This window comes from Stutzerimonas stutzeri KOS6 (assembly GCF_000307775.2).
Taxonomy (GTDB): domain Bacteria; phylum Pseudomonadota; class Gammaproteobacteria; order Pseudomonadales; family Pseudomonadaceae; genus Stutzerimonas; species Stutzerimonas stutzeri_B.
Genome location: NZ_KK020676.1, coordinates 1732922 through 1747864 on the forward strand (window position 1 = coordinate 1732922; position 14943 = coordinate 1747864).

Below are 14943 nucleotides of genomic sequence, written 5' to 3' on the forward strand. Positions count from 1 at the left end.
TCAGGGCTGCTTGTAGTGGCCGGGCGTCTCACCCTTCTCCTGCTTGTGCACGCGGGTCACGCGGATGTCGGTGATATCCATGACCTCGGCCTGCTCCAGCAACCGGGCCTCGTCGGCGTCGGCGTCCGGCATGACCAGACTGTTCTCGGCATCGCCATTGTGCAGCTCGATGAGATGACGCGCGGCTGCGCCCTGGGACAGGCTGTCGACGTCGGCGTCATAGGTCACGGCGCGCGGATCGTTCTGGTAGATGTAGTTGATTTCGAAGGTATGCGAAGACTTGCCGAACATGAGGGGCTCCAGTCGAGTTGTTGATGTGTAGTGGACTCGACGGGGCGGCCAATCGTTCCGGCGGGCATGACGGATTGGCGAAGGTCAACGGCTGGCAAAGGCGCGGCGCCTGCCGCGCCTGACACCGATTTCAGGCTTCTGTCGCCGCTGTCTGAGCGCGGGACGTGGAGCTAGCGAATGCCCTGCTGCGCCAGCCAGGCCAACAGCTGCGGCAGTGGCATGGCGCCGCTCTGGCGCGCGACTTCCTGGCCGTTGCGAAAGAGGATCAGGCTGGGGATGGAACGGATGCCGAGCTGCGTCGACAGTTGTGCGTTGGCTTCGCTGTCGAGCTTGGCCATGCGGCAGCGGCCTTGCAGCTGGCTGGCGGCCTGGGCGAAGGTTGGTGCGAAGCTGCGGCACGGTCCGCACCAGCTGGCCCAGACATCCACCAGCAGCGGCAGGTCGCCCTTGATCTGGTTGGCGAACTGGCTCTGTTGCAGATCGAACGGCTTGTTCGGTAGCGCCTCGGCCTTGCAGCGGCCACAGCGTGGCGCATCGTGCACCCGTTCGGCAGGAATGCGGTTGAGGCTGGCGCAGTGTGCGCAGGGGACGATCAGTGTGTCGGTCATGGCGAGGCTCCACGGCGGTATGCCGGTAATGTGGAGCCTCGTCGGCGGATATCAAGCGCGAGTCAGCCCGTTGAGGCACTCAGCGCCTGGGCCAGGTCGGCGAGGATGTCGTCGATGTGCTCGATACCGATGGACAGCCGGATCAGGTCCTGGGACACGCCGGCGCGGGCGAGCTCCTCGGCGTTCAACTGGCGGTGCGTGGTGCTCGCCGGGTGGCAGGCCAGCGACTTGGCGTCACCGATGTTGACCAGACGCACCACCAGCTTGAGTGCATCGATGAAGCGCGCGCCGGCCTCCATGCCGCCTTCGATACCGAAGCAGAGAATCGCCGCCGGCGTGCCGCCCATGTAGCGGCGCGCCAGTTCGTGCTCGGGATGGTCCGCCAGGCCGGCGTATTGCACCCAGGCCACCTGCGGATGAGCCTGCAGATATTCGGCGACCTTGAGCGCGTTTTCGCAGTGCCGCTCCATGCGCAGCGCCAGGGTTTCCAGCCCCTGCAGGATCAGGAACGAATTGAACGGCGAAATCGCCGCGCCCATGTTGCGCAGCGGCACCACCCGGCAGCGGCCGATGAAGGCCGCGGGGCCGAATGCCTCGGTATAGGTGACGCCGTGGTAGGACACGTCGGGCGTGTTGAGCAGGGCGAAGCGCTCCTTGTGCTGCGCCCAGGGAAACTTGCCGGAGTCGACCACGATACCGCCGATGCTGGTGCCGTGGCCGCCCATGTACTTGGTCAGCGAATGCACGACGATGTCGGCGCCATGCTCGAACGGCCGGCAGAGTATCGGCGTGGCGACGGTGTTGTCGACGATCAGCGGTACGCCGTGGCGATGTGCCGCTTCGGCCAGCGCGGCAAGGTCGATGATATTGCCGGCGGGGTTGCCGATGGACTCGCAGAACACCGCCTTGGTGCGGTCGTCGATCAGCGCCTCGAGTGCGGCGATGTCGTCGTGGGCGGCGAAGCGCACTTCGATGCCCTGGCGCGGCAGGGTATGGGCGAACAGGTTGTAGGTGCCGCCGTAGAGCTTGGCTACCGAGACGATGTTGTCGCCGACTTCGGCGATGGTCTGGATGGCATAGGTGATCGCTGCCATGCCGGATGCCACCGCCAGTGCCGCCACGCCGCCTTCCAGTGCGGCGACGCGCTGTTCGAGCACGTCGGTGGTGGGGTTCATGATGCGGGTATAGATATTGCCCGGCACCTTCAGGTCGAACAGGTCGGCACCATGCTGGGTGTCATCGAAAGCGTAGGACGTGGTCTGGTAGATCGGCACCGCCACGGCCCGGGTGGTCGGGTCCGGGCTGTAGCCGGCATGGATGGCGAGGGTTTCCAGTTTCATGGCGCGCGCTCCTGATTCTTGTTCGTCGGGCGAGGGTCCGAGAGCATGAAACTGAACGCCTGGCCGGTCAATGATCCAGGGCAAGCCTGGTCAAAGCGGCGTGAGCGGCCAGAAAAGCGGAATCACCAGTGTCGCCACGACCCAAAGCAGCAGGTTCAGCGGAATGCCGACCTTGAGGAAATCGGTGAACCGATAGCCGCCGGCGTTATAGACGAAGGTGTTGGTCTGGTAGCCGATCGGCGTGGCGAAGCTGGCACTGGCCGCGAACATCACCGCGACCACGAACGCCCGCGGATCGACACCCAGGTGCTGGGCCAGGCCAATGGCGATCGGGGTGATCAGCACGGCCACCGCGTTGTTCGACAGCATCTCGGTGAGCATCGAGGTCAGCAGGTAGATGAACGAGAGCATGAACAGCGGCCCCGCCCAGGGCGTCAGCGTAGCCACGTTCTGTACGATCAGTTGCACCAGGCCGACCTTGTCCATGGCGATGCTGACCGCCAGCATGCCGAAAATCAGGCTGAGGATCTTCCAGTCGACTGCCTTGTAGGCATCCTCGACATCCAGGCAACGGGTCGCCAGCACCGCGGCAGCGCCGATGATCGCCAGCCCCTCGATCGGCATCACGCCGAACGCCGCCAGCAACATCACGGCCAGCGTCGCGATGATCGCGATCGGTGCCTTGTCACGGCGGAAGGCGCGCTCCTGCACCGCGTTGAGGCTGATCAGCTCGCCGTTGTCGGCGAAACGCTTGATCTGTGCCGGCGTGCCCTCGACCAGCATGACGTCGCCGAACTGCAACTGGAAGTCGTCGAAATTGCCCTGGATATTCTCGTCCTGCCGGTGCACGGCCAGCACGCTGATGCCGTAGCGCGCGGACAGGTCCAGATCGCGCATCGGCCGGTGACTGTAGCGCGAGCCGCGGCCGACGATCGCCTCGGCCAGGATCACATCCTCGCTGCTGATGGTTTCGAAGGCATCGCCTCGGTTGAAGGTCAGGTGGCCGCTCTCGCGCAGCTCCACCACGTCCTTGACCTGGCCGTGGATCATCAGCAGGTCGCCGGCATGCAGGCTGAAGTCGTGCTCGGGGCGGCTGAACAGCTGGGTGTCCCGGTTCACCTGCAGCACCTGCAGGCCACTGCCGCCGTTCAGGTTGGCCTCGGCGATGGTCTTGCCGATCACCGGCGAGTTCAGCGGCACGCGCAGCTCGGTCATGAAGGTGCGATCCAGGCGCGGCCCGAGCAGCTTGGACAGTGTGTCGCGCTCCGGCAGCAGATGCTTGCCGACGGTCAGCAGATAGATCATCCCGGCAGCCGCCAGGATCAGCCCGGCCGCGGTGATCTCGAACATGCCGAAGGGGGCGAGACCGGCCTTGCGGGCCACGCCATCCACGAGAATGTTGGTCGAGGTGCCGATCATCGTCAGCGTGCCGCCGAGAATCGTGGCGTAGGATAGGGGAATCAGCAGCTTCGACGGGGTGGTCCCGGCACGCTTCGCCAGGGAAATGGCGACCGGCGTAAGGATCGCCACCACTGGCGTGTTGTTCAGGCAGGCGGAGATCACCAGCGCGGTGATGGTCAGGCCCGCCAGCACCCGCGTAGGGCTGGTGCCGACCAGATTGCCGAGCCAGTTGCCCAGTGCATCGATACAGCCGGTGCGCTCCAGTGCCGCCGAAATGATGAACATGCAGGCGATGGTGACCGGGGCGGAATTGGACAGCACGCCCAGCACTTCACCAGGCGTCAGCAATTGCGTCGCCAGCAACACCGCCACGGCAATCGCCACGACGATATCGGGGCTCCAGCTTTCCCTCACGAATGCCACCAGCACCCAGATCAGCAAGGCGCAGACGAACAACAGCGGCAGCGATTCTGGAAGCATGGACGTCCTTAAGGGTGGCGGCTATGGCGAGTCGAAACAGCGGCTCCGCGGCGCACGATAGAGAGGTCGGCTTAGAGAGTCCAGAAACCTTTCCTGATGTTTATATTCCTTATAGTTATTAGCGGCGAGGGCCCTGGCCGGCTTCTGCAGCGCAGCGGCTTGAGGCTGCTGGCCGTTGTTTGGCGGTGACAAAGAGGTGAGCCTGGACTGGCCGCGGATTGCCGTCAGCACGGCGCTCGATCCGCTACCTAAGGCGGCGAGGTGCGGCAGGACGTTGCGTGCCTGGCGGACTTCATGTGGCGGAACCAGCGAACGGCGACGTCTTGTCCCGTTGCGGGATGGCTATTCAGGGCCTGCTGAGGTTCGGCGTTCCGTGGTCCGCCAGCCGCTGCCGAAAATCGAAGCCGTCGTTGGCTTCATTGCGGCGCGGCTGGCCACCCGCCCAGGCTGAGACAGGCTCGTCTGTCAGCGCTGTGCTTCGCGGATCATGTTGCGGGCGATGATGACCTGCTGGATCTGGGTCGTGCCCTCGTACAGGCGGAACAGCCGCACGTCGCGATAGAAGCGCTCGATGGCATATTCGCTGACATAGCCGGCGCCGCCGTGGATCTGCACGCCTCGGTCGGCCACGCGACCGCACATCTCGGTGGCGAACATCTTGGCGCAGGAGGCTTCGGTGCTCACGTTCAGGCCTTCGTCGCGCTTGCGCGCGGCGTCCAGCACCATGCAGCGGGCGGCATAGATCTCGGCCTTGCTGTCGGCCAGCATGCCCTGGATCAGCTGGAACTCGGCGATGGGCTGGCCGAACTGCTTGCGTTCGATGGCGTACTGCAGCGAGTCGGCGAGCATGCGTTCGGCGGCGCCGACGGAGAGCGCGGCTATATGCAGGCGGCCTTTGTCGAGCACCTTCATGGCGGTCTTGAAGCCGACGCCTTCCTTGCCGCCGATCAGGTTCCCGGCCGGTACGCGGACGTTCTCGAAAATCACGTCGGCGGTGTGGGCACCTTTCTGGCCCATCTTGTGGTCGCGCTTGCCGACGGTGACACCAGGCGTGTCGGCCTCGACGATGAACGAGCTGATGCCACCGGCGCCCTTGATTTCACGGCTGGTTCGAGCCATCACGGTGAAGATGCCGGCTTGCGGTGCGTTGGTGATGAAACGCTTGGTGCCGTTGATGACGTAGAACTCACCGTCGCGCACGGCAGTGGTCTTCAGGGAGGCGGCATCGGAGCCGGAGTCCGGCTCGGTCAGGCAGAAAGAGCTGAGGAACTCGCCGGCTGCCAGTTTGGGCAGGTACCTGGCCTTCTGCTCCTCGGTGCCGTCGAGCAGGATGCCGATGGAGCCAATGCCGTTGTTGGTGCCGATATAGGAGCGGAACGCCGGGGACGTGCGACCCAGTTCGAAAGCGATGTTCACTTCCTCTTCCATGGTCACGCCCAGGCCGCCGAATTCCTCCGGAATGGTCAGGCCGAACAGGCCCATTTCCTTCATCTGCTCGACGATGTCCGCCGGCATCGAGTCGGTTTCGGCGACCTCGTTTTCGCGCGGGATCAGCGCTTCGTTGACGAACTGGCGGATGGAATCCAGCAGGATTTGCAGCGTTTCCGGATCGCGGATCATGTGTGCTCCTCGGGGGTCCGATGGTCGGACGCGTCATGTCGTCGAGGCGCGACCCGCATCTCCATCAGCGGGTGCTGGCCTCGATGTTGCTAACCATGTGGACCAGTCGCGGTCCGATGTCCTCTTCCAGCTTTTCGCGCGAGAGCTGGAAACTCGGGCCGCCGCAGTTGAAAACCAGCAGCCCGTGCTGCGCATGCACCATGGGCACGGCAACCGCATTCACATCCCGGTGCCATTCGCCGATCGACAGGCAATAGCCATAGTCGGCGTAGTCCCGGAAGGCCTTTTCCAGGCTCTTGCGGATCTTTGGCCAGTCCTCCGCATGCCGGGTCCGGATGTGGTCCAGCAGAAAATCGCATTCGCTTTCCGGCAGGCCGGCCAGGCATGCACGTCCCGCCGAGCTCAGATGCAGGGGCAGATGGGTACCCACCTGGCGCCGCATCGTGAGGTTGCCCTGACCGTGCACGACGTCCAGGTAAACCATCTGTAGCCGGTCCCGAGCCGCCATCGCCACCGCCGCATTGGCGTGGTTGGCCAACTGTTCCATCAGCGGATGCGCCACAGCCCGAATCGACAGGTTGGAGAGCATCCCGTAGCCGAACGACATCACACCGACGTCCAGCTGGTATTTGCCCTGGGGCAACTGCTTCAGATAGCCCAGGCGCGTCAGCGTGTAAGTCAGCCGGCTGACGGTCGGCCGCGGCAGGTTGGCCTTGCGGGCCAGCTCCTGATTGCTCAGCACGCTTTCACGCGGGCTGAAGCAGCGCAGCAACTCCAGGCCCCGGGCTAGAGCGGTGACGAACTGGCGGTCCTTTTCCTCCTCATCGAGGGTCGACATCGGATCGATCAGTACCCGTTCGATCTCCGAAGCTGCGTCCTTGTCCGGGGACCGATCCTTGATCTTGCGTTGCATGGTAGAGCCTCCATTTTCATAAAATCAAGTTTTCGAAATTGTATTCCGCATAGCGGACATTTGGCAACTGCGACATACGGAAAGTTTTTTGTCTCTCAAAAGCCCGTGTAATGGGCTTTTGCTGAGGATAACGACGTATCGACAAGAAGTGACATTTACAAAAAACGAAGTTGGAACCTATTATTCGGTCAAAGTGTGGAATGGCATTTCGCATAGCGGACATTGCTGCATGATCAAACCGGAGCCGAAATGAGTCAACCAATCGATCCAGTCGTGCTGCTGGAGTACCCGGCCGACGGTGTCGCCCTCGTGCGTATCAACCGCCCCGACGCCAAGAACGCGCTCAATGCGGCCGTTCGCCATCAGCTGGCCGAGCACTTCCGCGCGCTGGCCCGGCGCGACGACATCCGCGCCGTCGTGCTTACCGGGGGTGAGCAGTTCTTCGTGGCGGGGGCGGACATCAGGGAATTCGCCAGCGCCTCGCCGATCGAGATGTATGGCCGTCACACCGAGCTGCTATGGGAGCCGATTGCCCGCTGCCCGAAGCCGGTCATCGCCGCCGTCAACGGCTTCGCCCTGGGCGGCGGCTGCGAACTGGCGATGCACTGCGACATCATCGTGGCCGGCGAGTCGGCCCGCTTCGCCCAGCCGGAAGTCAAGCTCGGCCTGATGCCGGGCGCCGGCGGTACCCAGCGCCTGATTCGCGCGGTCGGCAAGTTCCAGGCCATGCGCATCGCCTTGACCGGCTGCATGGTCAAGGCGCCCGAGGCATTGACCATTGGCATGGTCAGCGAAGTGGTGCCGGACGACCAGACCCTCGGGCGCGCCCTGGCCCTGGCCAGCGAAATCGCCGCGCTGCCGCCGCTGGCGGTGCAACAGATCAAGGAAGTGATGCTGGCCGGCGCCGATCTGCCGCTGGACAGCGCACTGACCTTGGAGCGCAAGGCGTTCCAGCTGCTGTTCGATTCCGCCGATCAGAAGGAAGGCGCCGCCGCCTTCTTCGAGAAGCGCAAACCCACCTACCGCGGAGAATAGGCATGGCTCGCTCGATCAACATCATGGGGCTGGTCGGCACCGGCGTAATGGGCGCCGGTATCGCCCAGATCGCGGCACAGGCTGGCGTGCAGGTGCGTCTGTACGATGCCCGCGAAGGCGCGGCCAGGGACGCTCGCGACAACCTCGGCGCAACCCTCGGCAAGCTGGTTGCCAAGGGCAAGATCGCCCAGGACGCCGCCGACGCCGCCCTGGCGCTGCTCAAGCCGGTCGCCACCATCGAAGAGCTTTCGGGATGCGACATGGTGGTGGAAGCCATCGTCGAGAATCTGGATGCCAAGCGTGGCCTGCTGACCCAGCTGGAAGGCATCGTCGACGCCGAGTGCATCCTGGCGACCAACACCTCGTCGCTGTCGGTGAGCGCCATCGCCACCGCCTGCCGGTATCCGCAGCGGGTCGCCGGCTTTCACTTCTTCAACCCCGTTCCGTTGATGAGGGTGGTGGAAGTCATCGACGGCATCGCCACCGATCCGGCCGTCAGCGATGCCCTGCTGGAGCTGGCCCGGCGCATGGGGCACACCGGTGTGCGCGCCAAGGACACTCCCGGTTTCATCGTCAACCACGCCGGCCGTGCCTACGGCACCGAAGCCCTGAAGATCCTCGGCGAGGGTGTCGCCCAGCAAGGCGAGGTGGACCGCATCCTGCGTGAGGGCGCCGGTTTCCGCATGGGCCCGCTGGAGCTGTTCGACCTCACCGCGCTGGACGTTTCCCATCCGGTGATGGAATCCATCTTCAACCAGTTCTACCACGACCCGCGCTACACGCCGTCGCCGCTGACCCGCCAGATGCTGGTGGCCGGTCGCGTGGGCCGCAAGGTGGGGCAGGGCTTCTACCGCTATCAGAACGGCCAGATGGTCGATGCGCCGCAACCGCAACCGGTGCCGAGCATCGAGCAGTTGCCGCCGGTGTGGGTCGCCACCGAAAACGCGAACGACCGGCAGAAGCTGGTCGAGCTGCTCGACCAGCTGGGTGCGCAGGTGGAGACGGGTGAGCGTCCCTCCGATCAGGCGCTGTGCCTGATCGCCCCCTACGGCTATGACGCCACCACCGCCGCCGGGCGCTTCGGCGTGGATGCAGCGCGCACCCTGTGCATCGACCTGCTGACCGACCTGTCTCGCCATCGCACGCTGATGATGACCCCGGCCACCCATCCGGACATGCGCGCTGCCGCCCATGCCCTGTTCGCCCGCGACGGTGTGGGCGTCAGCGTGATCCGCGACAGTGTCGGCTTCGTGGCCCAGCGCGTGCTGGCCATGGTGGTCAACCTGGCCTGCGACATCGCTCAGCAGCGGATCGCCAGCCCCGAGGACATCGACCAGGCCGTGCGCCTGGGTCTGGGTTACCCGCAGGGTCCGCTGGCCTGGGGCGACAGCCTCGGTCCACGTCGCCTGCTGACCATACTCGAGCGCATGGTGAGCGTGACCAACGACCCGCGTTATCGCCCGAGCCCCTGGCTGCGTCGTCGTGCCCAACTGGGGCTGTCGTTGCGCCTGGATGAGCCGTCCGCCGTATAACCGCTTTCTATACAGGTATCGTAATGTTGAACGCCTACATCTACGCAGGTCTGCGTACACCCTTCGGACGCCACGGCGGTGGTCTGGCGCCGGTGCGCCCGGATGACCTGATCGCCGACGTGATCCGCGAGCTGATCGCCCGCAGCGGAATCGACGGCGCCGCCGTCGACGACGTGATTCTCGGCAATACCAACCAGGCCGGCGAGGACAGCCGCAACATCGCGCGTCATGCCGTGCTGCTCTCCGGCCTGCCGGTCAGCGTGCCCGGCCAGACCGTCAACCGCCTGTGCGCCAGCGGCCTGGCCGCGGTGGTCGATGCCGCCCGCGCCGTCACCTGCGACGAGGGCGAGCTGTTCGTGGCCGGCGGCGTGGAAAGCATGTCCCGTGCCCCGTTCGTCATGGCCAAGGCGGAAAAGGCCTACAGCCGCGACTTCACGATGTATGACAGCACCATCGGCGCGCGCTTCCCGAACCCGAAGCTCATCGAGCAGTTCGGCAACGACAGCATGCCGCAGACCGGCGACAACGTGGCCCGCGAGTTCGGAATCAGCCGTGAAGCGGCCGACGCCTTCGCCGCCGCGTCGCAAGCCAGGTTCGAGGCCGCCCGCCAGGCCGGTTTCTTCGCCGAGGAAATCCTGCCGGTGAGCGTGCCGACCGGGCGCAAGACCCCGCCGAACGTGATCGCCGAGGACGAGCATCCGCGTCCGCAATCCGACATGGCCGCACTGGCCAAACTGCGCCCGCTGTTCGAGAACGGCGTGGTCACTGCCGGTAACGCCTCGGGCGTGAACGACGGTGCCGCCGCGCTGCTGATCGGCAGCCAGGCCGCGGGCGAGAAGCATGGCCTCAAGCCCATGGCGCGCATCCTGTCGGCGGCGGTCGCCGGCGTCGAGCCACGCATCATGGGTGTCGGCCCGGTCCAAGCCATCAACAAGGCGCTGGCCCGCGCCGGCCTGAGCCTGGCCGACATGGACATCATCGAAATCAACGAAGCCTTCGCCTCCCAGGTGCTGGGTTGCCTGAAGGGCCTGGACGTGGCGTTCGACGACCCGCGCGTCAATCCCAACGGTGGCGCCATCGCCGTGGGCCACCCGCTGGGGGCTTCTGGCGCGCGGCTGGCACTGTCCACCGCGCGTGAGCTGCAGCGCAGCGGCAAGCGCTATGCGGTCATCAGCCTGTGCATCGGTGTCGGCCAGGGCCTGGCCATGGTCATCGAGCGCGTCTGAGCAAAAGGCCTTTGGCCATGTGAACCAGGCCGGCGGAGTTCTGCGCCGGCCGCGTTAGAAAGGTAAGAGACATGGGTGCATTGAATGGGATTCGGGTGCTGGACCTGAGTCGTGTATTGGCGGGTCCCTGGTGCGGTCAGGTTCTGGCCGACCTGGGCGCTGAAGTGATCAAGGTCGAGCGCCCGCGCGTGGGCGACGATACCCGTGGCTGGGGCCCGCCCTACATGAAAACCCCGGACGGCGAGAACAGCATCGAGGCGTCCTATTACCAGTCCGCCAACCGCAACAAGCTGTCGGTGGCCGTCAACATCGCCACGCCGGAAGGCCAGGAGCTGGTGCGCGCACTGGCTGCTACCTCTGACGTGCTGATCGAGAACTACAAGGCAGGCTCGCTGGCCAAGTACGGTCTGGATTACGCCAGCCTGTCCCAGATCAATCCGCGTCTGGTGTACTGCTCGATCACCGGCTTTGGCCAGACCGGCCCGCGCGCCGAGGAGCCCGGCTACGACTTCATCATCCAGGGCATGGGTGGCCTGATGAGCGTCACCGGCGAGAAGGACGGTGTGCCGGGTGCCGGTCCGCAGAAGGTAGGCGTGGCCGTGGCCGACGTGATGACCGGCCTGTATTCGACCGTCGCCATCCAGGCCGCGCTGCTGGCCCGTGAGAAGACCGGCCGCGGCCAGCACTGCGACATGGCGCTGCTGGACGTACAGGTGGCGGCCCTGGGCAACCAGAGCCAGAACTACCTGAGCACCGGCCGCTCGCCGGGGCGCCAGGGCAATGCCCACGTGAACATCGTGCCGTATCAGGTGTTCACTGCCAGCGACATGGATTTCATCATCGCCTGCGGCAACGACACCCAGTTCGTCGCCCTGTGCGATGCCATCGGCCTGCCAGAACTGCCGCTGGACCCGCGCTTCACCAGGAACGCCGATCGCGTGCGCAACCGCGAGGCCATCGTCGGGTTGCTCGCCGAACGCTTCCTGAAGGATACCGCCGACAACTGGGTCAGCCGGATCCACGCGGCAAAGGTGCCGGTCGGCGTGATCAACGACATCGGCCGTGCCCTGGCCGAGCCGCAGGTGCTGGCCCGCGACATGCTGGTCAACATCCCGCACGCCATGAACCCGGACTTCAGGATGGTCGGCAGCCCGGTGAAGCTTTCCGATACCCCGGTCGAGTACCAGCGGCCGGCACCGATGCTCGGCGAACACACGGAGCAGGTGCTGAAGTCCCGGCTTGGGCTTTCGGCCGATGCGCTGGAGGTTCTGAAAAGCAAGGGGGTCATCGAGCAACTCGAATAGCCCATCTCGTCCACCGGTACGGGCTCACTGCCCGAGCCGGACGTCCAACCGGTCATGTCGCGGCATGCACCGGATCAGCAAATACCCAACCATAAGAGAGACAATATGAACAAGCTGATGAAAATGCTGGTGGCGGCAAGCACCGCCGTATTCCTTCCGCTGATGGCCTCGACTGCCCAGGCTGCCGACTGGCCGGCCAAAAACATCACGCTGGTCGTTCCGTATGCCGCTGGCGGCTCCACGGATATCCTGTCCCGTCGGGTGGCCGACCTGCTGGGCACCGAACTGGGTGTGACGGTGATCGTCGAGAACCGTCCGGGTGCCGGTACCACGGTTGCCACCGCGCAGCTGGCCCGGGTTTCCAAGCGCGATGCCGATTACCGCGTGCTGATGGCCTCGCCGGGGCACACCGTTGGCGCGAGCCTGTATCCGCTGTCCTATGACCCGGTAAAGGACTTCCGCTTCATTCAGAACGTCATCGACATCCCCAACGTCCTGGTCGTACCGGCCAAGAGCAAGTTCCAGACCTTCCAGGAGTTTGTGCAGGCGGCTAAAACCGAGCAGCTCTCCTTCAGCTCGCCCGGCATCGGCAGCTCCATCCATATGTCGGGTGAACTGTTCAAGGCCAAGATCGGCGCGCAGAACATGACTCACGTTCCGTTCCGTGGGAGCGGCGAGGCACTTCCGGCGCTGCTGGCCGGCGACGTGGACTTCTCGTTCGAGAACCTGCCGACCGTGTACCCGATGATCAAGTCCGGGCAACTGCGAGTACTGGCTGTGACCACCAGCGAGCCGTCGCCCTTCCTGCCGGACGCGCCGACCGTGCAGTCCGTTGGCGCCGAGCAGGGGCTGTCTGACTTCGCGACCTCAGCCTGGTTCGGTCTCATCAGTAGCGAATCGATGTCCGACGAGGCCTACGGCAAGCTCCAGGCCGCGGTGGGCAGCGTCATGCAAGGCCAGGCGTTCAAGGACTTCCTGCCCCAGCTGGGCGCTGTCGCCGGCAAGGAGTCGGGTGACGCGTTCAAGGCCATGGTCGAGCGGGATATCAAGCAGTGGGCTGATCTGGTTGAAGCCGCCGGCCTCGGCGAATAAACCACTGCAGCTTCGCAGGGCGTCGCCGCAGGCGACGCCCCTGTCTGACTGGGTAGATTATGAAAAACACGACTATTCGCCAGAGAGCGTCCAGGCTTGCCAGCGCCGATGCGGCTGTCAGCCTGATTCTGATCGCGACATCCCTTGCGTTTCTGTTTTATATGGTTCCGGAGTACATCGTGGAGCCTCGCCGGCTGCAGTCTCCTCTGCTGTCGCCGCTGATCCTTCCGCAGATCATGGGTTGGCTGATCCTGTTGCTCGGCATCGGCCTGGTGCTGGGCATGCTGTTCGGCCCGGAGCGCGCCCGGGTTGAACGCAACTCTCGCCTGCGTGATCTGCCGGTCCGCCAGTGGCTGCTGCCGATACTGGCCTTCGCCGTTTACTACTTCGGTTTCGAGCCGATCGGCGCGGCGGTATGCGGTGTGCTGGCCACCCTGTTGCTGTTCATCGCCATGGGCGTCAGGCGCATCGGCATCTATCTGCTGGGTGTCGCGATGCCGGTCGGCATCTGCCTGGCCTTCGACTATGGCCTGAATGTTCCCCTGCCTTACGGCTCTCTCTGGGGATATTGAGTCCCGCCTGATGAGACTATGAAATGGACCAGATCCTCGAGGTGCTCAGCCTTTTCCTGAGCGTGGAAAACATCCTGATGATCGCGCTCGGCGTGGTCATCGGCGTCGTGATCGGCGCCATTCCCGGGCTGACCGCAACCATGGCGGTAGCCCTGGCCCTGCCGTTCACCTTCGGCATGGAGCCGGTCACCGCGATTCTGCTGCTGGTCGGGATCTACAAGGGCGGCATGTATGGCGGATCGATCACCGCCATCCTGATCCGCACCCCCGGTTCCCCGGCATCGGCCAGCACCCTGCTGGACGGTTACCCGATGGCGCAGAAGGGTGAGGCCAAGAAGGCACTGTCCATGGCGCTGTACGCGTCCTGCATCGCCGACTTCATCTCCAACCTGTCGCTGATCTTCCTGGCCGGCTACCTGGCCAAGCTGGCGCTGAGCTTCGGGCCGCCGGAATACTTCTGGCTGATCTGCTTCTCGCTGACCATCATCATCTCCGTATCCGGCGACTCGGTGATGAAAGGGCTGATCGCCGCGGCGTTGGGCGTGATCCTCGCGCTGGTGGGCATGGACCCGGTCTACGGCACCGAGCGCCTGACCTTCGACAACTACAACCTGATGGATCGCATCAACTTCATCCCGCTGTTGATTGGTCTGTTCGCCATTCCCGAAATCCTCGAGTTCTATCTGTCGCGCGCTCGTGAGCACATCCAGACCGCCGTGTCCGGTGCCGACGTGACCTGGCAGGAACTCAAGGGCAGCATGCGCAGCATCATTCGCGGCAGCTTCATCGGCGTGATCATCGGTGCGATTCCGGGTACCGGCGCGACTGCCGCCTCGTTCATCTCCTATTCGGAAGCACGCCGCAACTCGCCCAACCGGGACAATTTCGGCAAGGGCGAAATCGAAGGTGTCGCCGCGGCCGAGGCGGGCAACAACGCAGTCGCCGGTGCGACCATGATTCCGCTGCTGTCGCTGGGCATCCCCGGCGACGTGATCACCGCGATCATCCTCGGCGCCTTCATGATCCATGGACTGACTCCCGGACCGATCCTGTTCCAGGAAAACATGAACCTGATCTACGCCCTGTTCTGCGGCATCATGCTCAGCTCCGTGGTGCTGTTCGGTACCGGCAAGCTGGCGATCCGGTATTTCTCCCGCATTGCCGATGTGCCCAAGCAGATCCTGTTCCCCATCGTATTGATGTTCTGCATCTACGGCGCCTACGCCGTGAACAACAGCACCTTCGATATCGCGGTCATGCTGGTGTTCGGCCTGGTCGGCTTCATCTTCAATCGCACCGGATTCGCCTCGGCGCCATTCCTGATCGGCTTCATCCTGGGGCCGATGCTGGAGGATAACTTCCGCCGCTCGCTGCTGATCAGCAACAACAATTTCGATGTGTTCGTTCGTGGCCCCATCGACTGGTTCTTCATCGCCCTGACGGTGCTCTCCCTGGGCTTTGCCTTGCACCGCTACATACAATCGCTGCGCACCCATTGATCGCCACCACCCCCGTGGTGCCTGCAATCG

The 14943-nt window shown here is 64.5% G+C and carries 14 protein-coding genes; 7 read left to right on the top strand and 7 right to left on the bottom strand.

Annotation, left to right across the window (positions count from 1 at the left end; all coding sequences use genetic code 11):
• The 7 genes from B597_RS36055 to B597_RS47980 all read right to left on the bottom strand — a co-directional run bounded on the left by B597_RS36055 (position 1) and on the right by B597_RS47980 (position 6915).
• The gene (locus B597_RS36055) at positions 1-291 is read right to left on the bottom strand and encodes a hypothetical protein (RefSeq protein ID WP_003295592.1); all 291 of its coding nucleotides are present in this window, start codon (positions 289-291) and stop codon (positions 1-3) included.
• Between the two features lie 170 nt (positions 292-461).
• Complete coding sequence (trxC, locus tag B597_RS36060; protein ID WP_003295593.1) at positions 462-899, bottom strand: thioredoxin TrxC; 438 nt, start codon at positions 897-899, stop codon at positions 462-464.
• 62 nt (positions 900-961) lie between these two features.
• On the bottom strand, positions 962-2239 hold the full coding sequence (locus B597_RS36065; RefSeq protein WP_003295595.1) for a bifunctional O-acetylhomoserine aminocarboxypropyltransferase/cysteine synthase: 1278 nt from the start codon (positions 2237-2239) through the stop codon (positions 962-964).
• 90 nt (positions 2240-2329) lie between these two features.
• On the bottom strand, positions 2330-4120 hold the full coding sequence (locus tag B597_RS36070; protein WP_003295596.1) for an SLC13 family permease: 1791 nt from the start codon (positions 4118-4120) through the stop codon (positions 2330-2332).
• Between the two features lie 465 nt (positions 4121-4585).
• Positions 4586-5740 carry an acyl-CoA dehydrogenase family protein gene (locus B597_RS36075; RefSeq protein WP_003295597.1) on the bottom strand — a complete coding sequence of 385 codons (1155 nt, stop codon included), beginning with the start codon at positions 5738-5740 and terminating at the stop codon, positions 4586-4588.
• A gap of 64 nt (positions 5741-5804) precedes the next feature.
• Positions 5805-6653 (bottom strand): IclR family transcriptional regulator, encoded by an 849-nt coding sequence (locus B597_RS36080; RefSeq protein ID WP_003295599.1) that lies wholly within the window; start codon positions 6651-6653, stop codon positions 5805-5807.
• 16 nt (positions 6654-6669) lie between these two features.
• Positions 6670-6915, bottom strand: a complete 246-nt coding sequence (locus B597_RS47980; RefSeq protein WP_419184903.1) for a hypothetical protein — start codon at positions 6913-6915, stop codon at positions 6670-6672.
• Between B597_RS47980 and B597_RS36085 the strand changes: the two genes are divergently transcribed.
• From B597_RS36085 to B597_RS36115, 7 genes are all read left to right on the top strand, one after another.
• Positions 6903-7688 carry an enoyl-CoA hydratase gene (locus B597_RS36085; RefSeq protein WP_003295601.1) on the top strand — a complete coding sequence of 262 codons (786 nt, stop codon included), beginning with the start codon at positions 6903-6905 and terminating at the stop codon, positions 7686-7688. The genes B597_RS47980 and B597_RS36085 overlap by 13 nt on opposite strands.
• Before the next feature lie 2 nt (positions 7689-7690).
• Complete coding sequence (locus tag B597_RS36090) at positions 7691-9220, top strand: 3-hydroxyacyl-CoA dehydrogenase (protein ID WP_003295603.1); 1530 nt, start codon at positions 7691-7693, stop codon at positions 9218-9220.
• Between the two features lie 23 nt (positions 9221-9243).
• Positions 9244-10446: a 3-oxoadipyl-CoA thiolase gene (locus tag B597_RS36095; RefSeq protein ID WP_003295605.1), complete on the top strand. Its 1203-nt coding sequence runs from the start codon at positions 9244-9246 to the stop codon at positions 10444-10446.
• A gap of 71 nt (positions 10447-10517) precedes the next feature.
• Positions 10518-11750, top strand: coding sequence for a CaiB/BaiF CoA transferase family protein (locus B597_RS36100; protein WP_003295606.1), 1233 nt, complete (start codon positions 10518-10520; stop codon positions 11748-11750).
• A gap of 105 nt (positions 11751-11855) precedes the next feature.
• Positions 11856-12842 carry a Bug family tripartite tricarboxylate transporter substrate binding protein gene (locus tag B597_RS36105; RefSeq protein ID WP_003295608.1) on the top strand — a complete coding sequence of 329 codons (987 nt, stop codon included), beginning with the start codon at positions 11856-11858 and terminating at the stop codon, positions 12840-12842.
• Between the two features lie 59 nt (positions 12843-12901).
• Entirely contained in the window at positions 12902-13414 is a 513-nt protein-coding gene (locus B597_RS36110) for a tripartite tricarboxylate transporter TctB family protein (RefSeq protein ID WP_003295610.1), read from the top strand.
• Positions 13415-13437: 23 nt separating this feature from the next.
• On the top strand, positions 13438-14913 hold the full coding sequence (locus tag B597_RS36115) for a tripartite tricarboxylate transporter permease (protein ID WP_003295612.1): 1476 nt from the start codon (positions 13438-13440) through the stop codon (positions 14911-14913).
• Positions 14914-14943 lie beyond the last annotated feature (30 nt).

Excerpts from the sequence above, each read along its gene's own strand:
- B597_RS36055 (WP_003295592.1), bottom strand. The coding sequence starts at position 291 with ATGTTCGGCAAGTCTTCGCATACCTTCGAAATCAACTACATCTACCAG.
- B597_RS36075 (WP_003295597.1), bottom strand. The coding sequence starts at position 5,740 with ATGATCCGCGATCCGGAAACGCTGCAAATCCTGCTGGATTCCATCCGC.
- B597_RS36105 (WP_003295608.1), top strand. The coding sequence starts at position 11,856 with ATGAACAAGCTGATGAAAATGCTGGTGGCGGCAAGCACCGCCGTATTC.
- B597_RS36070 (WP_003295596.1), bottom strand. The coding sequence starts at position 4,120 with ATGCTTCCAGAATCGCTGCCGCTGTTGTTCGTCTGCGCCTTGCTGATC.
- B597_RS36080 (WP_003295599.1), bottom strand. The coding sequence starts at position 6,653 with ATGCAACGCAAGATCAAGGATCGGTCCCCGGACAAGGACGCAGCTTCG.
- B597_RS36090 (WP_003295603.1), top strand. The coding sequence starts at position 7,691 with ATGGCTCGCTCGATCAACATCATGGGGCTGGTCGGCACCGGCGTAATG.
- B597_RS36100 (WP_003295606.1), top strand. The coding sequence starts at position 10,518 with ATGGGTGCATTGAATGGGATTCGGGTGCTGGACCTGAGTCGTGTATTG.
- B597_RS36065 (WP_003295595.1), bottom strand. The coding sequence starts at position 2,239 with ATGAAACTGGAAACCCTCGCCATCCATGCCGGCTACAGCCCGGACCCG.
- B597_RS36110 (WP_003295610.1), top strand. The coding sequence starts at position 12,902 with ATGAAAAACACGACTATTCGCCAGAGAGCGTCCAGGCTTGCCAGCGCC.
- trxC (WP_003295593.1), bottom strand. The coding sequence starts at position 899 with ATGACCGACACACTGATCGTCCCCTGCGCACACTGCGCCAGCCTCAAC.
- B597_RS36095 (WP_003295605.1), top strand. The coding sequence starts at position 9,244 with ATGTTGAACGCCTACATCTACGCAGGTCTGCGTACACCCTTCGGACGC.
- B597_RS36115 (WP_003295612.1), top strand. The coding sequence starts at position 13,438 with ATGGACCAGATCCTCGAGGTGCTCAGCCTTTTCCTGAGCGTGGAAAAC.
- B597_RS36085 (WP_003295601.1), top strand. The coding sequence starts at position 6,903 with ATGAGTCAACCAATCGATCCAGTCGTGCTGCTGGAGTACCCGGCCGAC.